General features: G+C 67.3%; 21 protein-coding genes, 1 tRNA gene and 1 pseudogene. 6 read left to right on the top strand and 17 right to left on the bottom strand.

The window, feature by feature from the left end:
• Positions 1-13 precede the first annotated feature (13 nt).
• Positions 14-454 (bottom strand): hypothetical protein, encoded by a 441-nt coding sequence (locus QSJ60_RS09650; protein WP_285463465.1) that lies wholly within the window; start codon positions 452-454, stop codon positions 14-16.
• A gap of 112 nt (positions 455-566) precedes the next feature.
• Between QSJ60_RS09650 and QSJ60_RS09645 the strand changes: the two genes are divergently transcribed.
• Positions 567-800, top strand: coding sequence for a hypothetical protein (locus QSJ60_RS09645; RefSeq protein ID WP_285463464.1), 234 nt, complete (start codon positions 567-569; stop codon positions 798-800).
• Between the two features lie 265 nt (positions 801-1065).
• On the opposite strand, the gene QSJ60_RS09640 is transcribed toward QSJ60_RS09645, so the two are convergent.
• Genes QSJ60_RS09640 through QSJ60_RS09630 form a run of 4 tightly spaced genes read right to left on the bottom strand, consistent with a single transcriptional unit; the run spans position 1066 to position 6495 of the window.
• Positions 1066-4254, bottom strand: coding sequence for a DEAD/DEAH box helicase (locus QSJ60_RS09640; RefSeq protein ID WP_285463463.1), 3189 nt, complete (start codon positions 4252-4254; stop codon positions 1066-1068).
• A gap of 60 nt (positions 4255-4314) precedes the next feature.
• Positions 4315-4554 carry a DUF2188 domain-containing protein gene (locus QSJ60_RS19090; protein ID WP_352230686.1) on the bottom strand — a complete coding sequence of 80 codons (240 nt, stop codon included), beginning with the start codon at positions 4552-4554 and terminating at the stop codon, positions 4315-4317.
• 33 nt (positions 4555-4587) lie between these two features.
• Positions 4588-5745 (bottom strand): helix-turn-helix domain-containing protein, encoded by a 1158-nt coding sequence (locus QSJ60_RS09635; RefSeq protein WP_285463462.1) that lies wholly within the window; start codon positions 5743-5745, stop codon positions 4588-4590.
• 3 nt (positions 5746-5748) lie between these two features.
• On the bottom strand, positions 5749-6495 hold the full coding sequence (locus QSJ60_RS09630) for a hypothetical protein (RefSeq protein WP_285463461.1): 747 nt from the start codon (positions 6493-6495) through the stop codon (positions 5749-5751).
• 158 nt (positions 6496-6653) lie between these two features.
• On the opposite strand from QSJ60_RS09630, the pseudogene QSJ60_RS09625 reads away from it, so the two are divergent.
• From QSJ60_RS09625 to QSJ60_RS09615, 3 genes and pseudogenes are all read left to right on the top strand, one after another.
• A pseudogene (locus tag QSJ60_RS09625) lies at positions 6654-6950 on the top strand (type VI secretion protein); the annotation flags it as partial.
• 45 nt (positions 6951-6995) lie between these two features.
• A complete protein-coding gene (locus QSJ60_RS09620) occupies positions 6996-7451 on the top strand; it encodes a single-stranded DNA-binding protein (protein ID WP_285463460.1) in 456 nt (151 codons plus the stop codon).
• Positions 7452-7459: 8 nt separating this feature from the next.
• Positions 7460-8092 (top strand): hypothetical protein, encoded by a 633-nt coding sequence (locus QSJ60_RS09615; RefSeq protein WP_285463459.1) that lies wholly within the window; start codon positions 7460-7462, stop codon positions 8090-8092.
• Positions 8093-8171: 79 nt separating this feature from the next.
• Here the strand turns inward: QSJ60_RS09615 and QSJ60_RS09610 are convergent, their stop codons facing one another.
• The 7 genes from QSJ60_RS09610 to QSJ60_RS09580 all read right to left on the bottom strand — a co-directional run bounded on the left by QSJ60_RS09610 (position 8172) and on the right by QSJ60_RS09580 (position 14100).
• Entirely contained in the window at positions 8172-8699 is a 528-nt protein-coding gene (locus QSJ60_RS09610) for a DUF3800 domain-containing protein (protein ID WP_285463458.1), read from the bottom strand.
• The gene (locus QSJ60_RS09605) at positions 8696-9526 is read right to left on the bottom strand and encodes a hypothetical protein (RefSeq protein WP_285463457.1); all 831 of its coding nucleotides are present in this window, start codon (positions 9524-9526) and stop codon (positions 8696-8698) included. The genes QSJ60_RS09610 and QSJ60_RS09605 overlap by 4 nt, the downstream gene beginning before the upstream one ends.
• A 329-nt stretch (positions 9527-9855) precedes the next feature.
• The gene (locus QSJ60_RS09600; protein WP_285463456.1) at positions 9856-11061 is read right to left on the bottom strand and encodes a tyrosine-type recombinase/integrase; all 1206 of its coding nucleotides are present in this window, start codon (positions 11059-11061) and stop codon (positions 9856-9858) included.
• Positions 11054-11242 carry a helix-turn-helix domain-containing protein gene (locus QSJ60_RS09595; RefSeq protein ID WP_285463455.1) on the bottom strand — a complete coding sequence of 63 codons (189 nt, stop codon included), beginning with the start codon at positions 11240-11242 and terminating at the stop codon, positions 11054-11056. Before QSJ60_RS09595 ends, QSJ60_RS09600 begins: the two co-directional genes overlap by 8 nt.
• A gap of 188 nt (positions 11243-11430) precedes the next feature.
• A tRNA-Gln gene (locus tag QSJ60_RS09590) sits at positions 11431-11505 on the bottom strand.
• 113 nt (positions 11506-11618) lie between these two features.
• Positions 11619-13139, bottom strand: coding sequence for a glutamate--tRNA ligase (gltX, locus tag QSJ60_RS09585; protein WP_285463454.1), 1521 nt, complete (start codon positions 13137-13139; stop codon positions 11619-11621).
• Positions 13132-14100 (bottom strand): LysR family transcriptional regulator, encoded by a 969-nt coding sequence (locus QSJ60_RS09580; RefSeq protein WP_229781581.1) that lies wholly within the window; start codon positions 14098-14100, stop codon positions 13132-13134. Before QSJ60_RS09580 ends, gltX begins: the two co-directional genes overlap by 8 nt.
• 82 nt (positions 14101-14182) lie before the next feature.
• Between QSJ60_RS09580 and QSJ60_RS09575 the strand changes: the two genes are divergently transcribed.
• Complete coding sequence (locus QSJ60_RS09575) at positions 14183-15235, top strand: aminotransferase class V-fold PLP-dependent enzyme (protein WP_285463453.1); 1053 nt, start codon at positions 14183-14185, stop codon at positions 15233-15235.
• Positions 15236-15255: 20 nt separating this feature from the next.
• On the opposite strand, the gene QSJ60_RS09570 is transcribed toward QSJ60_RS09575, so the two are convergent.
• The 4 genes from QSJ60_RS09570 to QSJ60_RS09555 are packed head-to-tail and all read right to left on the bottom strand — an operon-like array spanning position 15256 to position 18744.
• A complete protein-coding gene (locus QSJ60_RS09570) occupies positions 15256-16032 on the bottom strand; it encodes a fumarylacetoacetate hydrolase family protein (RefSeq protein ID WP_285463452.1) in 777 nt (258 codons plus the stop codon).
• A 9-nt stretch (positions 16033-16041) separates the two neighbouring features.
• A complete protein-coding gene (locus tag QSJ60_RS09565) occupies positions 16042-16530 on the bottom strand; it encodes a GNAT family acetyltransferase (RefSeq protein ID WP_285463451.1) in 489 nt (162 codons plus the stop codon).
• Entirely contained in the window at positions 16527-17642 is a 1116-nt protein-coding gene (locus QSJ60_RS09560; RefSeq protein WP_285463450.1) for a branched-chain amino acid aminotransferase, read from the bottom strand. The genes QSJ60_RS09565 and QSJ60_RS09560 overlap by 4 nt, the downstream gene beginning before the upstream one ends.
• A gap of 28 nt (positions 17643-17670) precedes the next feature.
• On the bottom strand, positions 17671-18744 hold the full coding sequence (locus QSJ60_RS09555) for a 3-isopropylmalate dehydrogenase (protein ID WP_285463449.1): 1074 nt from the start codon (positions 18742-18744) through the stop codon (positions 17671-17673).
• Positions 18745-18880: 136 nt separating this feature from the next.
• Between QSJ60_RS09555 and QSJ60_RS09550 the strand changes: the two genes are divergently transcribed.
• Positions 18881-19141, top strand: coding sequence for a DUF6458 family protein (locus QSJ60_RS09550; protein ID WP_230763012.1), 261 nt, complete (start codon positions 18881-18883; stop codon positions 19139-19141).
• Positions 19142-19245: 104 nt separating this feature from the next.
• On the opposite strand, the gene QSJ60_RS09545 is transcribed toward QSJ60_RS09550, so the two are convergent.
• Entirely contained in the window at positions 19246-20865 is a 1620-nt protein-coding gene (locus QSJ60_RS09545; RefSeq protein ID WP_285463448.1) for an MFS transporter, read from the bottom strand.
• Positions 20866-20911 lie beyond the last annotated feature (46 nt).

Genomic DNA, 20911 nt, shown 5'->3' with positions numbered 1-20911 from the left:
GCGCTCGCTGCGCCTATCGCTGCCGCCGTCCGGGGATCAGCATCGCGATGCCGAGCCCGAGCGCCACGACGAGCGCAATGAGTTGCGCCGTCGCCTCCAACTGTCCGAGATGATCGAGGTGCCCGACGTGGTACGCGAAGTGCAGCACGCCGAACACCGACCACACGATACCGAGCACCCGATACATGGGGAGCGAGGGGCGAACGAGTCCGTACGCCCCGGCCGCCCCGAGCGCGAGGTACATCGCCCCGTGGTCGCGCACCAGGTGCTCATTGAACGGGCCATCGGTCGACACCCACTCCCCCAGCACGATCGGGAAGTGGTCGAAGAACGCCTGCGGCAGGAAGTACGCCCACACGCCGAGCACGGCCGAGAGGACGACGGTGCCGGCGAGGGCCGCGTACTGGTGGGCGGTGGTGCGGGTTGGGGGCGTGGTGGTCGCGGGCGTCGGCATGGGGCTCCTCGTCAGGTGTTCGCGGGTCACCTCTTCGACGACGGAGCCCGGCGAAGTGTCAGGCCAGCCCGACACGCGACGCAGTCGAGGCTGAGCCTCTAGGCTCGGGATCGTGCCAACGCTCGCAGTGCTCATCACCGGAATCGTGCAGCTCGCGCTCGTACCGGTGGTGTTCTTCGCTCGGCGGCCGATCGCCGACTGGCTGACCGAGAACGTCCCAGCTCTCGACGTCGCCTGGTTCCACGTGCGCGAGGCAGACATCCTCGCCTTCGCCGCCGCGGAGGCGGCAAGCGGCGCGGCATTCGTCGCCCTGGCGTGGATCGCGTTGGCGTACCAAGGAAACTGACGGCACCAACGAAAAAAGCCCCGGAAAACCGGGGCTTCTACACTTCGCAACTTGCTGGGGTACCTGGACTCGAACCAAGAACAACTGAATGGATCTGAGCCAACGGTCTACCCCTGCATCAGGCCAGAAATCCGCGTAATCTCGGGGTTTCTGACTCCCCCAGTCTACATCGAACCCGTGTCAGCCCGTGGTGAAAAAGCGCCCCTCGGGGAGCAAAAAGTTGCCCAAAGAGTGCTCCGCCTCCCCCATCGGGTAGGCGCGCCCGTCATGTGGAGGCAAAGACATCGAAGCTGCCTTTCGTAACGCTCTGCACGTACGACGCAGCACCCGCAATCAGCCTGAGTTGTTCGTCCGAGGATGCCGTGATACTGAGGCCCGGTTGGGCGATGACGGTCGAGATGCGGGGGAACAGCTGGGGAGCTTTCTGTCGAATTCGGAACAGGGCCTCCCTGTCCCCAATCTCGAAGGGACTCGAACCAGTCCTTCTCGTGTATGCCTTTGCGCGGCGGTCAAGGTGCTCCAGCAGCGGAAGTGCCCCATTGTCGCGCCATCGTGCGCCACGCATCGCTTGGCCACATACTTCGTACAGGTCGCTTAGGCGTGAGCCGGCGGTTGGCTTCGATGAGTACTTACAGTGCACCAGGGTGATAAACAGGTCACCCTTATCGACGCGAATACCAACAAGGTCGGCGGCTTCGCCAGCACGGTCGTCATCAATGAGGACGTCGAAGGTCTGCTCTTGCGAAAGGAATCGGGCCATGTACGCCTGAATAGAGTCCGCCTTACGTTCGGTCCCCTGCGACTCCACTGTGATGTCGACCCCATTGCTCGACCAGTCGAGCGCTCGGAGTTGCTCGCGCGGGTATGGAGGTAACTCTGTCCGTGGCGCCAGGAGTCGATCGTCTCCTGTCACCATTCGATCTCCCGATAGGAAGAGGGTTGGCTTGTGGTTGTTGAGCCAGGTTGAGAAGGGCGTTCTCACGTCCCGCCAGCCGATAACTTCGGCGTCGTCGCCCTTTGGACGGTAGTGCAAGCCCTGCGAGCCGAAATGTCCCTCATAGGCGAGTTCCCAGGCGGGAGTCATGATCGAGAAGCAGAGTGGTCCGCTGGTGCCGTAATCGTCGATCCTGAACTCAGCATCGGTTAGAAGCACGCTTGAGTCCTTGTAACTGAGCCTGGAGGATGTGCCGTTTCCCAGGTACAGGTCCCAAGGCCATTCCATCGCGAGGATTGGGAAAGCTGGTCTCTCTCTTACGTCGATCGGGATGATCATGGAGCGGAAGAGCGAGTGAACGTCGATGCTGCCGTCGCTCAGCTTCGCACCTTGCTGTCGGCACCAGGTGCGCCACTCAGCGAGGTTCGGCGCGGTGCGCATGGACCAAAATCTCCCCGAGAGCGACGCTGCGATGGTGACACGCTCACCTTCCTCGAAGGCTTTCGCCGCGACATGCGTGTTGGACTTGTGCGTGCGCTCAGCCTCCGTGAGTGCCGTCTCCACGTCGCTGCCGACGTGCATCGAGAAGCGCTTGTCGCGATCACGGGCGTCAAGAAGGCCGATGTTGGTCGGGATGAGCCTGTCCAGCTTCGAGAAGACTTTGAAGGTGTCGTATCCGCTGACTGGTCTCGGTTCGTGACCGAGTACCGCCTCGACGAGGTCATCGAGACTGTGCTTTGTGTCGGAACAGTGGACGTAGAGGATGCCTTGACTGCGATTGAGGTACAACGCGAGCAGCGTGTAGTCGGTGGCGCGAAGTGACGGGACATCTCCCCATCGCAGGTCTGCAACGGTCTCGATCACGAACCAGGCAATGGTGTTCTCGGCGTTGAGGCTGATGAGGTCGTCCAACACGGAGTCCCCGTAGATTTCCCGCGCTGCGAGCGGGTTCCAGTCGGTCGTGGATGTCGCGAAGGCCTTGGCGCTCATCTTGGGTTCCAGGAGTCCGACGGGCACATCCGGAGGGTTGTCAACGAATGACGCCTCGAAGTCGCTAACCTCGTTCGCACGCTCAGTAGCACGCTCGGTGATATCGCTGAGCACTTTGTCCCAGTCTGGGTCTTCGCGAAGAAGGAACCGCATCGGCGAGAGCGCGTGGCGTGGGTCTTGACGTACGAAGACGCTCGCCCTGCCAATTGGGAGTGGAGAAGATGTTCGAGCGAGACGACCGATGAGTTGCACCATTGGACTCAGCGATCTGTGCGCGTCGTGGAATGCCCCTACTTTCAGAGTTGGTAGATCGAACCCTTCGCCGAGCATGTCAACACAGACGATCACTCGGCTGGTCCGGTCTCGCATCGCCTTCAGCGTCTCTGCTCTGCGGCGGGCCGACATCGAGTCATATATGACCTTGGGTGCTAACTCGGGGGCGATGCGCGTGTAGAGCGCGTGGACCTCATCTGCCCTCACCTTCGACCCCACCCGTGCCAGCAGCAGGTGTTCGTGACCAGCAGCCAAGTCTTCTCGCAGCCGCGCAACTGCGGCCACCGCCAATGCCTCATCTTCATCGTCCAGATCGAGCACTGCACTGAAGTCGATGGTGCTGAAGTAGCCCTCCTTTTGAGCTTCCCGTAGAGGGAAGCGGAAGATGACTCGGCCGGGCAGCGTCAATCCGTCGCGACGGAACGGTGTTGCCGTGAAGAGAAGCGTGGGCCTGTTCGCGAAGACGCGGATGATCTCTGTCCATGTTCGAGCAGGAGCATGGTGCGCCTCGTCAACGAGTAGGTGCGTGAAGCCTTGGAAGAAGACTTCGCGTACATTCGGCTCGTTGGCGTGTATGGCGTTTGGAGTCGCAACGACGACGTTCGCCGCATCGACGAAGGCTCTCGCTTCGGCAACGTCGGCGAGCCGTCCCTCTAGCCGTCCGACCCTGGGGCGTAGCGCAGAGCGGTCGACAATGCCTTCGCGTTGAAGAATTCCCAGCGTCTCAAACTTGGCGGCGATCTGATCGCGAAGCGCGGTTGAGGGGACTACCACAAGCACGCGTTCGGGGCGTTGCGCAACCAGCCACGCCAGCATGGTCTCTGTCTTCCCAGTGCCGGTCGGCATGACGACGATCCCAGGCTCGGATAGGCCGGAGGACTGATATCCGACGATGGAATGTAGTGCGGCGATCTGCGGGCGTCTCAGGCTGTGGGGCTGGTCATGAGCGGTGAATCCAATCGCGCCACCGAAGGATCGGATGACATCGCTCGCTTGAACTGACTCTCGACCTCCTGCCCATTTGATCTGGGCGTTCTTTGACCGGCGAACCGGAAGCCTCGCCGCAAGCGGCCCCTCGGTTGAGAGTTCAGCGGCGCGAGTTACGGGCCACTGTCCGAAGGGTGTGCTCACCAATTCGAGGCCCGACTTAGCCTCAAGTACCTCGACGTTGTCGTACGCCGGAACCAGCAACTGACGAACTACGTTCTTGCCCGCGACGTGCGGCGTCGCCCAGACATCCTCGGTCCGGTATTCCACGTCGAGCCTCTCTCTTCTTCGCCTGTCCAAAGAACGCGACTGCCAACAAGCGCGCTGCGATCAGCCCTTGGATGACCTCGGGTCATTCCCGGGTACGATCGTGTCTTGCGCGCGAATCGTCCCCTTAAGCGAACGGACCTGTAGCTCGCCGCCTCCGTCGTTGCCGAGGATCGTGCGGGCGCGCTGAATGCCTTCGGCCTGCGTGGAGGTCACGGCGCTGGCACGATCAGCTCCGGGCTTCCGCACCTCCCAGTCACCGTCGCTTCGGCGCTGGACTACTCGCTTGTTGGGTTCTGTCATGATCTTTCCTTTCTCGGATGGGACTGCTGCCCACTATTTCCCATTGACTGGGTGGTCTTTCACCAGCGTCAGCTTGGGCTGGGGATCTTCGATGTCAGCTAGCCGTCGTATGTGACGAGGCGTCATCTGGAGGTCCTCCGCGACCTGAGTCAGCGGCACACCTGCCTGGTCAAGCAGCTCAAGCGCGGACTTCAGGAGTTCGGGCCGCTCGCCGGGATAGTCGTGAACCGGCATAGGTCGCCGAGCAATCCCATTCAGCGTGATGTACGCGCGACGGGCCGTGGATTCCGAGATGAGATCAAGCTCCCGGGACCGGAAGATCAGCGAGTTGATGGAGACTCCCCACAGCTGGCTAAGTTCCTCGTACCGGTTGAAGTTGATGCGTCGAGGCAACTGGTCGCGGATCACATCTCGGGGAGTGAGGAACTCGGCCGCGAACATGTCCGCCTGTCGCTCTAGTTGACTGTCCGTTCCCTGCCGACCGTGGTGGAGAACGATGTGCCCCAATTCGTGAGCGGCGGAGAACCGGTGCCGCATCACATCATTGGCCTTGTCTGGCGTCAGCACGATCATGGGACGTGGCAGTGCGATGGTTGAGAAGGCGTCGATCCGGCTCTTCTCATCGAGAGCGGCGTCTTCCTTCATGGAGAAAAAGACCGTCAGGATGCCGTGCTGCTCAAGCTGATAGACGAGGTGCTCGATCGGACCGCTCCCGAGCAGCCAGTGTTGCCGCATGGCTCGGGCTGCGGTCGCAGGGTCCGGCACATCATGTGAGTCAGCGTGCGCCCAGGCCGGAAGGTCCAGCTCCGGGAATTCCACCCCTTCTTCGAGGTAGCAGCTGAGTTCCCAGGCTTGTTCGACATATGCAGTCGCTTGCTGCTGTTGCGTGACACTCGTTGAACGGAGTCGACGGAACGAGGCTTCAGCGATGTCCACCTGGACGCGTGGACGCCCGAGCGCGAAGAAGCCCGGCGGCACACCGAGCGCTGTAGCCAGTGCAGCGACCGTCTCTGCGCGGGGACGCACCTCTCCTCGCTCGTACTGCCCGATCGCGGCGGCCGATACGCCAACCTTGCGATGAAGGTCAGCCTTGGACATCTTGCTGATCCGACGAGCCTGGGCTAGCCGCGCCGGGTCAAACATCCTGGCAACTGCCGCAAGGTCAGCGTCGCCCACGTATTCCGTCGGCATGGGTCAGCTACCTTCTTGCTCGGACCGCGGCTGGCGCAGCTTCACCGAGGTTCGCGGACGCTCGCCGCTGTTGAACCCGGCGACAGGCTTCAACATGGTGCGCGGAGTGTCGGCCAAGGAAGGCGTGCGCTCATAGGTGAGCCGCTCGGGGTCTGCAAACTCCAGGTACCGGCCGTTCAGTCGCGCAGGTGCAAAGTAGACCGTTCCCACGCCTTGCGGCGTACTGCTGTAGTACGGAACGAAGAGTGTAGTCCGGGGCACCGCCAACTCGACGTGGCTGAGCGCATCCTCAATCGATGCGGGCTGTTCTCCTTCGAGAACGTCATTGATGTCGAAGAGTCCGGGATCCGTGTACTTGACGTTGCTTGTCTTCGAGAGGATTTCACGGCGCGAATCGGGCAAGTAGCTGAGTCGAACACGGCGATAGTTGCGCGGCATCTGCTTGCCCACCCGTTGCGCGAAGATGAGCGTGTTGCCGACGAAGGTCAGCATCCGTCGGGTGGTCGGGACCTTTGCTTCCCGGTAAGAGGGCAGGTCGGACAGAAGTGCACGGAGCTCCTTCTGCACACCACGGGCCATGCCAGCGCCGTACACGTCCTGGTCCCCGTCGGGGTCGTCATACGCGGCCTGAGCGCGGGCCGAGCGATCCTGGCTGCGCTGGATCGCGGTCGGGATACGTTCGCGGAGCGCCGCGAGCTCTGTTGGCTGGAACTCGCTGCGCCAGTCGTCGCTGTCGTGCTGCTGAGCCACGTGGCCCTCCTTCATCCCTATGAAGGACCCTAGCACGTTACTTTAGTCTCACTCGCAATTTCGTCAGAGTTGGCGTGGCGCACAGGTTCGCCACGGTCATTATTCGCTCGGTTCAGTGCTCTCAGCCTGTCAGATCGGGCACGGCGAGTCGGTATCACGACCTGACCACCCTCATCGGGGAACGCGACGAGATCACCGACTCCACCACCGTCGGCGACCACGGCTCCCGCTCCGCGCAACGCTCCATCCGCCGGGTCCCGATCATGCCGCCCGACGTGATCCGCACGCTCCCGTTCGACACCGACCTGATCCTGCTCCGCGCCGCCCCACCCATCGTCACCCGCCTCCGGCCCTGGACCAGCCGTCCCGACGCGAAGACCCTGCGCGACCAGCGGACCGAGATCGAGACGGTGCTGCAGCAGCCCCCGCCGGAAGCCACGGGCGCACCTAAGTGACAGAGCCACCCCGCCCTGGGGTGCCGTCACCACGAGGAGCGTCCAATGGCCATCCACACCCAAGAGTCCCTGTCGGGATTCATCGCCTCCGACCCGCACCTGTCGTTCACAGAGAAGGGCGATGCGCGCCTGTTCGTGAAGATCGGGCAGGAACACTACCGCCGCGAAGACGACGGCACGTTCACGCAGACCGAGACCACCTTCCACGACCTCGTCGCGTTCAGGAAAACAGCCGAACGTGCCCACCAGCGCCTCGCCAAAGGCGACAAGTTCCTCGCCGAGGGATACACCCACCGGTACGACCGCACCGAGGAGAACGGGCAGACGGTGCAGGCCGAGGAGTTCGTCGCCAAGAAGATCGGCCACGACCTCGCCCGCACCCGCTACACCGTCAACCGCCAGGCACGTACCGCCACCGTGGCACCCGCGGACGGCCTCGAAGACGAGCCGCTGTCCACAAGCTCACGCCGCACCGCGGGTGCGACCGCGATCGGAAGGTGACCCCTGCCATGAGCGACGACAACCAGGACGTGCCCGAGCCGGAGATCGAAGATGTCGAGGACGAGTTCGATGAGAGCTACGACCCCGACACCGGCGAGGTCACCGAGAACAACGAACCAGACGGACCCCCGCACCCAATCAACTGGAACCTCCTCACCGCCGACGCCGCCGAAGAGGAATGGCTCGCCCTGAACAAATGGGTCCACTGGCTGCGCCGCACCTACGGGCTGCCCGTCGCCGTCATCCCACCGTTCTGGCACCGCCACCCCGAACTCGTCTGGGAGCTCAGCGCCCTGCACCTGCACTGGCTGTGCGCCTACGACCCCGAAGCCAAAGGCACCGCACCCCTCGCCTGGCACCACGAGTTCACCGAAGCCCAAGAACGCCTCCGGCACTGGACCGCCGCCTGCGGCACCCGACTGAAGACCGACCGCCCCACCCGCCAGATCGCCTGGCCCGGCGAAACAGACCCAGAGCCGGTCGAGGACATCACCAAGCCCGACGCGCCGTCGAGGATGCGTTCTATGCTGAGCTCGTCTAGAGAAGGCGCTGTCCTCGGCTCTCACGATGCCCGGCTTCCGCGGTTCGCGAGTCCGCATTGCGAAGCCCGGCGTTGGCCTCTGTGGGTTCGTGGGGGCTAGAATGGTGTAGCGCACTGCAGTAGCGGTGCGAAGTGAGCTCGGCAGCCTTCCGGACGGTCGGTGAGCCGAGCTTCGCGCTTTACGCTGCCAGTTTGGTGATCCCCGCGATCAGCGGATCGACGCGCTGCTTCCATTCGCCGCCCCTGGTATAGCTCCACGCGATCGCGTCCGCTACCCAGAGGAGCGGTTCCTGGTGCGGAGCTTCGAGAGCGTAGCTGAGCGCGTCCCCGAGACCGTGGCGTCTGACCTCGCGGAAGAGGATCTGACGGTCGGACTTCTGGATGGACTCGTCGCGTTCGATCACGATCTTGGTGTGCGCATGCTCTGCGGCGTGGGCGACGATTCCCGTGAGGCAGGCGTCGCGACCGACGACCTGGTTCTTCGTCGCGCAGTGGAACACGTGTGCCTGGGCGCCGAATGCGGTGAGCCGCGAGAGGATCAGCCGTTTGCGTTCCGGCTGTTCCTTGGTGAAGTGGATACGCCGCTGCCCTGGAAGCACCAGCGATCTCACGTCACGGCGCAGACTCGCCACGTCACCGGGGACGACGAGGGCGGCGACCATCGTGTATCCCTTGGTCTTGGATTCGTCCACGAACAGGATGCTCATGATGCACCTGCTTCCGTGAATCGGACTTTCTTCCGGCTTGCTGCTTGCGCGTCCTCGACGGCCTTCTTCGAGAAGGGGCCTTGCAGCGTGTAGCGGAACTCTTCCGCCCAGCCGTTGGGCGACCGGGGTGAAGGGACGAACGAGCTGGTCTTCGTCAGAAGGTCTCGGACTTCCAGTCCGCGAAGCCCGCGGCGTGCTGTGGACTCCGAGACCCCGTACCAGTTGGCGGACTGGTTGAAGGGCAGGGGGAAGCCGTCTGGCTGATCGAGCGCGATCAGCAGCATCAGTTTCTCGGGGTGGCTGAGCGTCGCGTCGAAGTCTTCCAGCCAGTACGAGTAGGGCAGGCGCAACCAGTGCCCGTCGCTCGCCTTCTTGGGGCGGGTGTACTCGTCGCCTGTGCCGGCCTCGTGGAGGAGCCGGTACTGCATCTCGTTGCCCTTGCGTTCCCGCTCGATGAGGTGGAGTGACACGAGCTTGGTGACGACCTTCGACCACCGGGACTTCCCGGCCTCGAACGTGGCGGCTTCATCCAGTCGAACCAGTTGAACCCAGGTCGCCGCGGGATACGCCGCGATGTAGGGCTCGCTGCTGGAGGCGAGCGCGTGGATGAGGAGGTAGGCGTCGAGTGCGAAGCTGTCGCGCGCGAGAAGTGCGAGACTGGCTCCACGGCTTCCGTCGGTTCCGCGAGGCTTCTGGATGAAACCTCGACGGATCGGCGCGAAGGCACGCTTGGTGCCTTCGAGCATCGGGATCAGAAGGTCACGTCGAGGCGGCCGGCCCGTCGGGGCGGCTTTCACCCCAACATCTGGGCGGGTCGCTGTGTTCATGACGTTGAGATTACCGCGGATTCGAACTTGGGTTACGATTCGGGCCAGTCATGGATTTCTGTTTCAGACACCCCATGAGAGTCCAGCACGATAGCTTCAAGGTCGATGCGAGTCCATGTGCGATGTCCAAGTTAGGCGGGTTTCCGCAGGGCGCCCTCGGCGGTGACGGGTTGCCGGTGTGGACACCGCCCGAATCCTGAGCGCGACTTGCCGATTTGCGCCTTCCGCGGCCAGCGGAGTGAATGCAGAGGTCAGGACCGCACCGTTCTCGGTGCGGTCCTGACCTCGACGCCATCGGCTGTCCGGTCGGAGCGCGGGCCCCGCGGGTGTCAGAACAGTTCGGCGAACGCCTCGTCGATGATCTCTGCCGTCACCGGATCGACCAGTTCGGCGCTGACGACGTAGCTGGCGCGGGTGATCTGCTCGTTCGCGTGTCCGAGAAGGCGGGACGCGAGAGTGATCCCGGCGACGGCCTCCACGAGGGTCGCGGTCGAGCGGCGGAAGATGTGCGTGCTGAACCGCTCCGTCTCGATCCCCGTCGACTGCAATGCCGGCTTGTTGTCGTCCACGAACGTGCGCAGGAGACGTTCGTAGTTGCTGACGCTGAGCGGCTTGCCGGACTTCGTCGCGAACAGATACGCCTCCGCACCTTTCCCTGTCCGGGCGAGCTGGCTGCGCACCGCGGCCGCCGCGAAACTCGGCAACGCGATCCGCCGCTTCTGCCGCGTCCGCTTCGGCGAGGGCTTGCGGTAGATGCCCTGCTTCTTGGTCTGCTTGATCGTCGCGTTCACCAGCGCGCTCGGCGGGCTCGACGCCACATCGACATCGCAGCGGCGCAGCGCGAGCACTTCCCCAACGCGGACGCTGGTGCCGACCATGATCCACATCGCGTTCTCCAACGTCTCCACGTTCGGACGTGGCCCGTACCTGGAGTCCTTGCGCCAGGTGCGGATGAGCCGCTGCACGAGCAGAAGCTGCTCCGGTGTCAGCACCGCGGTCTTCTTCTCCGGCAGCGGCAGGCGCCTGGCGTCCCGGACGGGGTTGAAGGCAAGGATGTCGTACTCGATCCCGGTCTGGCAGATCATCGACAGCACACTGCGAGCCTTCCGTGCCGCCGCCAACGATCGCTGTTCCCGGATGTCGGCGAGGATGCGGTTGCACCGTCTGACGGTGAAGTCCCGCAACAGCAGGTCACCGCATGTCGGCGTGATGACGTTCCGGACGGATGCCTCGTAGGACTCCATCGTGGAGTCCTCCACCGTGCCTGAGCGTCCCTTGTCATAGAGGAACACGGCGGCGACCTCGGTGATGGTCACATCTTTCGTCAGGGTGGGTCCGCCGGTGTCGTTCAGAATCGCATCGGCCTTCTCCCGCAGCGCCGTCTCGGCGAGAGCTTCGGTGGTGCCGCTGGCTTTGAGCTGATGCAGCTTGCCCACCTCGTCGCACAGGCGGGCGCGGGCCTGGATGCGGCCGCTGGGAAGGGTGATGGTCCGGACGGTGCCGAGCTGGCCGGCGCGGAGCTTCTGTCTAGCCATCGGAGTCCAGCTCCTCGAACCAGACCAGCACCTCGCGACGCAGGTAGCGGACGTGCCTGCCCATCCGACGCCACGGAGGGCCGGTGCGGGTGCGACGCCACTCCTCCATCGTCCGCGGGGACACGTGTAGGAGCTCGGCGACCTGCTCCGGGGTGAGGATTTCGCTGTCGTGCTCGCTCATGACAGCAAGGTGCGACCCCTCTGCACGGAGCCAACGTGGCCCGCACGGGGCAGACCGGGATGACAGGGGGCGAGTCAGCGAAACAAGCTGTTCCGGGGCAAAAAGTTGCCCAAAAAGTGACTCTGGCGACGTACCGCTTGGATGATAGCCACGGGATGATCTGCTCTCCCGCAGATTTCCGGGCCTTATGGCTGGGGTACCTGGACTCGAACCAAGAACAACTGAACCAGAATCAGCCGTGTTGCCAATTACACCATACCCCAATGGCCCGAAACCGGAGTACCGGGCCGAGAGTCAACTGTAGCCTACGCCGCGGCCCCGGCCAAACTGAGCGGGGCTCAGCGGGCCGGGGCCGCGGGACAGCAGACGGGACCGATTACGCCCCGGCGATCTCCCCCGCGAGGCGGTCGATCCGCGCGAGCGAGTCGATCTTGCCGAGGATCTGCATCGACTCGAAGAGCGGCGGCGACACCCGGCGTCCGGAGACGGCGACGCGCACCGGACCGAAGGCCACGCGCGGCTTCAGACCGAGCCCGTCGATGAGGGCGCCGCGCAGGGCCTCCTCGATCTCGAGGTGCGTCCACGACTCCGCCGGCAGCGCACCGAGGGCGGCACGGGCCGCGTCGAGCACCTCGGCGGCGTTCGCGGGCAGACCCGACACGGCGTCGGCGTCGTACACGAGCGCCGAGGCATCCGTGAACAGGAACGACACGAGCCCGGGCACCTCCCCGAGCACCGTGATGCGCTCCTGCACGAGCGGGGCGACCTCGACGAGCACGGCTTCCTGCGCGGGCGTGATCGGCGTCTCGACGACGCCGGCGGCCTGCAGGTAGGGCACCGTGCGAGCGGTGAAGTCGGCGAGCTCGAGCAGGCGGATGTGGTCGCCGTTGATCGCGTCGGCCTTCTTCTGGTCGAAGCGCGCGGGGTTCGGGTTCACGTCGACGACGTCGAACTTCTCGACGAGCTCCTCGCGGCTGAACACGTCGCGGTCGGCCGAGAAGCCCCAGCCGAGCAGCGCCAGGTAGTTCACGAGCCCCTCGGGGATGAAGCCCCGGTCGCGGTGGTGGAACAGGTTCGACTCGGGGTCGCGCTTGGAGAGCTTCTTGTTGCCCTCCCCCATCACGTACGGCAGGTGCCCGAAGCGCGGGATGAAGCTCGCCACGCCCACGTCGATGAGCGCGCGGTACAGCGCGATCTGACGCGGCGTGGAGCTCAGCAGGTCCTCGCCGCGCAGCACGTGAGTGATGCCCATCAGCGCGTCGTCGACCGGGTTCACGAGCGTGTACAACGGCGCGCCGTTCGGGCGCACGACGACGAAGTCGGTGGTGGAGCCGACCGGGAAGTCGATGCGGCCGCGCACGAGGTCGTCGAAACCGAGGTCGGCCTCGGGCACGCGCAGGCGCAGCGCGGGCTCGCGGCCCTCGGCGCGGAACGCGGCCTTCTGCTCCTCGGTGAGCTCACGGTCGTAGTTGTCGTAGCCGAGCTGCTTGGGACGGCCGGCGGCCTCGTTGCGGGCGTCGATCTCCTCCGCGGTCGAGAACGACTCGTAGAGGTGCCCGGACGCCTTCAGCTTCTCGATCACCTCGGCGTAGATCCCGCCGCGCTGCGACTGCCGGTACGGCTCGTGCGGACCGCCGACGCCGATGCCCTCGTCCCAGTTCAGGCCGAGCCATCCGAGCGCTTCGAGGATCTGCTGGTAGCTCTCCTCGCTGTCGCGCGCGGCGTCGGTGTCCTCGATGCGGAAGACGAAGGTGCCGCCGGTGTGCCGTGCGTACGCCCAGTTGAACAGGGCGGTGCGCACGAGCCCGACGTGCGGGGTGCCGGTGGGTGAGGGGCAGAAGCGGACGCGGATGTCGCTTCCGCTCGCCGTGGTCGTGGGGTGGGCCGTGTCAGACATCACCGTCAATCGTAGTGGCGGCGCCCTCCCGCAGCACGGCGAGCGCCGCGAGGGCTGCGGCGATCGCGGGGACCCGCTCCGCGCCGCGGGCGGTGACGAGGTGCAGGGAGCGCTCGTCGCCGTGATCCGTGGGCCGGGTGACGACGGCCGGATGCCTCGGCGCGGCCGCGAGCGCGAGCGCCGGCAGCAGCGCCACCCCGAGGCCCTGGGCGACCATGCCCTCCACGGCGACGAAGTTGTCGGTCTCGAAGGCGATGCGCGGCGAGAAGCCCGCCTCGGCGCAGAGTTCGAGCAGGTGCCCGCGGCAGCGCGGACAGCCGGCGATCCACGGCTCGTCGCCGAGTTCGGCGAGGGAGACGACATCGGATCCGGCGGCGGGGTGGTCGCCGGGCAGCACGAGCCGCATCGGCTCGTGCGTGTACGAGCGCACCTCGAGTCCGCGGGCGCTCTCACGGTGCGGATCGTTGCGGTCGCCCGGGTAGCTGAAGGTGATCGCGAGGTCGGCGCGGTCCTCGCGCACGGCGGCGACCGCCTCGGGCGGCTCCGCCTCGACGTAGGTGACCTCGACACCGGGATGGCTCGCCGTGAGCGCCGCGATGAGCCGCGGCACGAGGCTCGGCGACGCCGAGGGGAACGCGACGAGCCGCACCCGCCCCGCCCGGAGCCCCCGGAGCGCTGCGAGCTCCCCCGCCGCGGCCTCGAGGCTCGTCGCGACGGCGTGCGCGTGCCGGGCGAGGGCGCGTCCGGCTTCGGTGAGGCGGATGCCTCGGCCCACCCGCTCCACGAGGGCGACTCCGGTGCGCTGCTCGAAGCGGCGCAGCTGCTGGCTCACCGCGGGCTGGCTGTAGCCGAGCGCCGCGGCGGCCGCCGTGAGCGTGCGGTGCTCGGCGATGGCGCGCACGACCCGCACGGTCTGCAGCTCGATCGCGTCGGCGAGGGCTTCGGTGGAGGCATCCGACATGCATAAATCATAAGCAGATGGCATGTGATTGATCGAATACCTGGTCTTGTCGAATGAATCGCTCGCGGCGGAGACTCGTGGCATGCATCCGGTTCGATCAGCATTCCAGGCGGGGCGCGGCTACCTCGCCGCCTGCACCCTCGGCCTGCCGGCCGCCGCGACCCGCGACGCCGTGCGCGCCGACCTCGAGCGCTGGAGCGCCGGCCGGGCCACCGCCCCCGGCTACTCCGCCGCACTCGAACGCGCCCGCGGGCATGCCGCGACGCTCCTCGGCACCGCCGCCGAGCGCATCGCCACCGGATCCCAGGTCTCCGTCTTCACCGGCATCGCCGCGGCCTCCGCCCCGGCAGGCGCCGAAGTGCTCTGCGTCGACGGCGACTTCTCCTCCGTCGTCGCGCCGTTCCTCGCCCGCGGCGATCTCCGCGTGCGGCACGTGCCGCTCGACGCCCTCGCCGACGCGATCAGCGAGCGCACCTGGCTCGTCTCCTGCTCGCTCGTGCAGTCCGCGACCGGCGAAGTGGCGCGGATGGCGGAGATCTCCGCCGCCGCCCGCGCGAACGGCGCGCTGCTGCTCGTCGACACGACGCAGGCGACCGGCTGGATGCCGACGACCGGCATCGACGCCGACCTCGTCGTGTGCCATGCGTACAAGTGGCTCGGCGCCCCGCGCGGGGCCGCGTTCGCCGCATTCTCCGAGCGGGCCATCGCCGAGTTCGCCTCGCACACGACGGCGGGCTGGTACTCGGGCGGCGACCCCTGGGCGTCCTGCTACGGCCCGGAGCTCTACCTCGCCGAGGGCGCGCGCCGCTTCGAGGTCTCCCCCGCCTGGAACGCCTGGGCCGGCGCCGAGGCCGCCCTCGGTTTCGCCGCCTCGCTCGATCTCGCCGGCGTGCGCGACTACGACCTCTCGCTCGCGAACGCGTTCCGCGCGGCGATCGGGCTCGAGGCATCCGACAGCGCGATCGTGAGCTGGCCCGACGAGACCGGCTGCGACCTCGCCGCGCTCACCGCCGCCGGGATCGTCGCCTCCGGGCGCGCCGGACGCGCGCGGGTCGCGTTCCACCTCTGGAACGACGAGGAGGATGTCGAGCTCGCCGCCCGCGCCCTCCGCGGCGCCGCCGTCGCCTCGCGGTAGCAGCCGCGCGGCGCGTACGCCTACTGCACGGCGGCGCGCACCGGGTTCTGCAGGGTGCCGATGCCCGACACGGTCACCTCGACGGAGTCGCCGTCGACGAGCGGGCCGACCCCGGCCGGCGTGCCCGTGAGGATCACGTCGCCCGGCAGCAGCGTGAACACGCTCGAGGCGTACGCCACGATCGCCGGCACCGAGTGCACGAGGTCGGCAAGCTTGCCCTGCTGACGCACCTCCTCGCCCACGCGGGTCTCGATCGTGCCGGCCGCGAAGTCGACGTCGGTTTCGATGACCGGGCCGAGCGGGCAGAAGGTGTCGAAGCCCTTCGCTCGGGTCCACTGCCCGTCGCGCCGCTGGAGATCCCGCGCGGTGACGTCGTTCGCGATCGTGTAGCCGAAGATCACGTCCTCGGCGTCCTCCTCGCGCACGTTGCGGGCGATGCGGCCGATGACGACGGCGAGCTCGCCCTCGTGCTCGACCTGCTCGCTCTGCGGCGGCAGCACGATCGCGTCGCCCGGGCCGATGACCGAGGTGTTCGGCTTCAGGAACAGCAACGGCTCGGCCGGTGCTTCCCCGCCCATCTCGGCGGCGTGCTCGTGGTAGTTCTTGCCGACGGCGACGACCTTCGAGCGGGGGATCACCGGTGCGAGCAGCTTCACGGCGGAGAGCGGCACGCGCTCCCCCGTCGGGTCGAAGCCCGCGAACAGCGGGTCGGCCTTCAGCACGACGAGCTCGTGCTCGTCCTCGTCGACGATGCCGTAGGAGATGGTGTCGTCATGGCTGAACCGCGCGATCTTCATGCGTCAAGCCTAGCCGCGGCTCGTCGAGGCGTCCGGCCCGTCCGGGATGAGCCGTTTGCCGAGGCTCACCGCGTCGTCGAGCCGGTAGCCGAGCCGCTCGTAGAACGCGATCACCGCGGTGTTCGATGTGCGCACCTGAAGGTTGAGCTTCGGGCAGCCGCGCTCGAGCAGCAGCCGCTCGACCTCCGCCATGAGCGCCCGCCCGAGCCCGGTGCCCCGCTCGGGGTCGGCGACCGCGAGGTAGTTCACCCAGCCGCGGTGCCCGTCGTAGCCCGCCATCGCGGAGCCCACCACCCCTGCCGGGCCGGTCGCCTCCGCCACGAGGAAGAGCTCCGGCTGCACCGTCAGCTTGCGCTCGATGTCGAGGTAGGGGTCGTTCCAGGGCTTCACGAGCCCGGCCGTGCGCCAGAGCGCGACGACCGCTTCGGTGTCCGAGACGGCGAACGGCCGGATCCGAAAGGACCCGGCCGTCGCGCGCTCCGTGGGAGCCGTCGTCATGCGTCGAGCCGGACCATCCAGCCGTGGCGGTCCTCGACTCGGCCGTACTGGATGCCCGTGAGCTCGTCGCGCAGCGACAGCGCGAGCTCGGCCGCGGCGTCGCCCTCGTGCACGATCTCGAAGTCCTCGGCGAGGAGGCGGCCGATCGGCACGACCACCGCGGCGGTGCCGCAGGCGAACGCGCCGACGATCTCACCGGACGCCGCGCCCTCGCGCCATTCGTCGATCGAGACCTTGCGGTGCTCGACCGTGAGGCCGCGGTCGCGGGCGAGCTCGAGGATCGAGTCGCGGGTGATGCCCTCGAGGATCGAGTCCGACTCGGGTGTGATGAGGCGGCCGTCCTTCGTGACGAGCACGACGTTCATGCCGCCGAGCTCCTCGAGGTTGCGGTCGTCGTCGAGGAACAGCACCTGCTGGCAGCCGCGCTCAGCGGCCTCGGCCTGCGGCAGCAGGCTCGACGCGTAGTTGCCGCCGGTCTTCGCCGCGCCCGTGCCGCCCTTGCCGGCACGCGCGTACTCGGTCGAGAGCCAGATGTTCACGGGCTTCACCCCGCCCGGGAAGTAGGCGGCGGCCGGGCTCGCGATGAGGTAGTACGCGACCTTCTTCGCCGGGCGCACCCCGAGGAACGCCTCCTTCGCGAACATGAAGGGACGCAGGTACAGGCTCGTCTCGGCGGCGCTCGGCACCCAGGCGCCGTCAACGCCGATGAGCTGGCGGAGCGAGTCGAGGAAGATCGACTCGGGCAGCTCCGGCAGCGCCATGCGCTTCGCCGAGCGCTGCATCCGTGCGGCGTTCGCCTGCGGGCGGAACGTCCAGATCGAGCCGTCGGCGTGGCGGTAGGCCTTGAGGCCCTCGAAGATCTCCTGCGCGTAGTGCAGCACCGCGGCGGCCGGGTCGAGCTGGATCGGGCCGTACGGCGAGACGCGCGGGCGGTGCCAGCCGCCCTTCTCGCTCCAGCAGACGTCGACCATGTGGTCGGTGAAGTGCTGACCGAAGCCCGGGTCGGCGAGGATCGCCTCGCGCTCGGCGTCGGACTTCGCGTCGGGGTTGCGCACGGTCTGCCAGATGAGACCGGCGGCGGTGGGGGCCTGAAGGGGAAGGTCGATGGTCATGGTCGTCTTCTTTCGGATGCTTCGGATGCTACGAGTGCGCGGGCTGCAGGGCCTGGATGCGTGCCGCGATCTGGTCGCCGATCTCGGAGGTCGATCGGGGCCGGTCACCGCGCTCGGCGACGTCGGCGGCGATCGCCCGATCCACCCGCTCAGCTGCCTCCGCCTCGCCGAGGTGGCGGAGCAGAAGCGCGACGGAGCCGATGGCCGCGGTCGGGTCGGCGATGCCCTTCCCGGCGATGTCCGGCGCGGAACCGTGCACCGGCTCGAACATGCTCGGGAACGTGCCGTCGGGGTTGATGTTGCCCGAGGCCGCGAGTCCGATGCCGCCGCTGATTGCGCCGGCCAGATCGGTGAGGATGTCGCCGAAGAGGTTGTCCGTGACGATGACGTCGAATCTACCAGGATCCGTGACGAGGAAGATCGTCGCGGCGTCGACGTGCAGATAGTCGACCGTCACCTCGGGGAACTCCTCGGCGACCCGGTCGACGGTGCGCTTCCACAGCGAGCCGGCGAACACGAGCACGTTCGTCTTGTGCACGAGGGTGAGCTTCTGCCGCGGACGGCTCGCCGCGAGCGCGAAGGCGTAGCGCACGACCCGCTCGACGCCGTAGGCCGTGTTCACGGAGACCTCGTTGGCCACCTCGGCCGGCGTGCCGGTGCGGATGGCGCCGCCGTTGCCGACGTACGGGCCCTCAGTGCCCTCGCGGACGACGACGAAGTCGACGTCGCCGGGCTCGGCGAGCGGGCTCCGGACGCCCTCGTACAGCACCGAGGGGCGCAGGTTCACGTAGTGGTCGAGGTCGAAGCGGAGCTTCAGCAGCAAGCCGCGCTCGATGTTCGCGCCGACGAGGCGCGGGTCGCCGGGCACGCCGCCGACCGCGCCGAGCAGGATCGCGTCGTGCGACTTGATGGCCGCGAGGTCGTCGTCGGTGAGCACATCGCCCGTCTCGAGATAGCGGGCGGCGCCGAGCTGGAACTCGGTCCGGTCGAACTCGATCCCACTGTCGGCCGTCGCCGCGTCGAGCGCCTTCAGCGCCTCCGCCACGACCTCGGGACCGATGCCGTCACCAGGGATGACCGCGAGTTTGACCGTCGTTACCATGAATTCTCCTTCGAGCGCCAGCCCCTCCAGCGTAGTGTCCCGCGTGCCGCCGTGCGCGCTACGCTCGGGCCCGAACGAGGCATCCGCCTCATCGAACCGGGGCGCGATCCGCCCCGGGAAGAGAAAGGGGTCCGTCATGAGTATCGGATTCGGCATCCTGCTGTTCGTCATCGGGGCCATCCTCGCGTTCGCGCTGAACCTCACGGTCGACTGGATCGACCTGCAGCTCGTCGGCTACATCCTGATGGGCGCCGGCGTGGTCATCGTGATCATCGGCATCGTGCTGCTCGCCCGCCGTCGTCGCTCGGTCGCGACCTCGCAGACGAGCATCGACCCGGCCACCGGCGACCGCGTCACGCGCACCGAGCGCAGCGCGCCCGACGACGAGGTCTACTGAGCCGCGTTCCGCGCGCACATCGCCGCGGATCGAGGAACGGCCGCCGCCCATTCGGGCGGCGGCCGTTCGCCTTTCAGGGATGCCGGGCTCAGCGCCAGCCGGACTCAGTGCTCGGCGGGCTCCCGCGACGGGTCAGGGTTGCGCAGCGTGAGCGCCGCGATCGTCGCCGCCACGAGCATCAGGCCGAAGCCGATCAGCGAGGTGACGAGCACGCCGCCGTCGAAGGCGACCGCGGCCGCATCCATGAGCTGCTGCGCCTGGCTCGCCGGCAGCTCCGCCGCAACCGCCGCGGCACCCGCCAGGGTCTCGCGGGCGGCATCCGCCTGCTCGGCCGTGAGCGAGGACGGCACGAGCATCGAGCTCGCGTAGTGCGCGGCGATGATGCTGCCGAGCACCGCGGTACCGAGCACCGCGCCGAGCTCGTAGGCCGTCTCGGACACCGCAGAGGCGGCACCGGCCTTCGCCGGCGGCGCGCTCGTCAGGATGAGCTCGTTCGACACCGTCTCGGCCATGCCGATGCCGATGCCGAGCATCACGAAGGCGATGATGACCGCCGACATCGAGCCCTCGGAGGCGCCGAAGGCGACCACGAGGTACCCGCCGGCCGACAGGGTGAGTGCGACGGGCACGAGGATGCGCGCACGCACGCGGCGCGAGATCGGCACGACCACGAGGCCGGCGATGATCATCACGACGAGTCCGGGCAGTAGCGCGAGACCCGCGTTCACCGGCGACAGGCCCGCGATGATCTGCAGGTGCTGCGACACGAAGTAGAGGAAGCCGACGAGCGAGACGACGCTCAGCAGGTTCACGAGCACCGCGCCGCCGAACGGCCCGGTGGTGAACAGCCGCACGTCGAGCATCGGCGTCGCGCTCGCGAGCTGGCGGCGCACGAAGACGTAGCCGGCCACGAGCCCGACGACGAGCGCCACGATCGACACGAGGTCGACGCCCTCGGTCGCGATGTGCTTGATGCCGTAGACGATGGGCGCCATCGTCGCGAGCGAGAGCAGGATGCTCCACACGTCGATGCGGCCGGGCGCCGGGTCGCGGCTCTCGGTGATCAGGATGGGCACGAGCACGAGCAGCGGCACGAGCACCGGCACCGCGAGCAGGAACACCGAACCCCAGGGGAAGTGCTCGAGCAGCACACCGCCGACGAGCGGGCCGAGGGCGCTGCCGGCCGCGAAGCCGGAGGCCCAGACCGCGATCGCGAGCCGGCGCTGCTCACGGTCGGTGAACAGCGAGCGCAGCAGCGAGAGCGTCGAGGGCATCAGCATCGCGCCGAAGAAGCCGAGCGCGGCGCGAGCCGCGATGAGCGCGGCGGCCGTCGGGGCGAAGGCCGCGAGCACCGACACGACGGCGAAGCCGATCGAACCGATGATCAGCATGCGGCGGCGGCCCCAGCGGTCGCCGGCGCTGCCCATCGCGACGAGGAGCGCCGCGAGCACGAGCGGGTAGGCGTCGATGATCCAGAGCTGTTCGGCCGCGGTCGGCGCGAGGTCGCGCGAGATCTCGGGCAGCGCGAAGCTCAGCACCGTGTTGTCCACGGAGACGAGCAGGGTGGGCAGCATCAGCACCACCAGCGCGAACCAGGCGCGGCGGGGCGCACGGCCCGTGCTCGCGGGATCGCCGACGGCGTTCGGCCGGGCGGCCGTCCGGGGCGTCGGATCCGTCGAGTGGCCGAGGCGTTCGGTCGACGACGTGCTGGTGTTCTCGTTCATTTCCATCTCAGTTTCTGTACCGTCCGGCTGGTATAGTAACAGATAT

It is taken from the genome of Agromyces sp. NBRC 114283, from assembly GCF_030268405.1.
Classification (GTDB): Bacteria; Actinomycetota; Actinomycetes; order Actinomycetales; family Microbacteriaceae; genus Agromyces; species Agromyces mediolanus.
The sequence above is the reverse complement of the archived record's forward strand: the minus strand, read 5'-3'. Positions and strand labels throughout refer to the sequence as shown.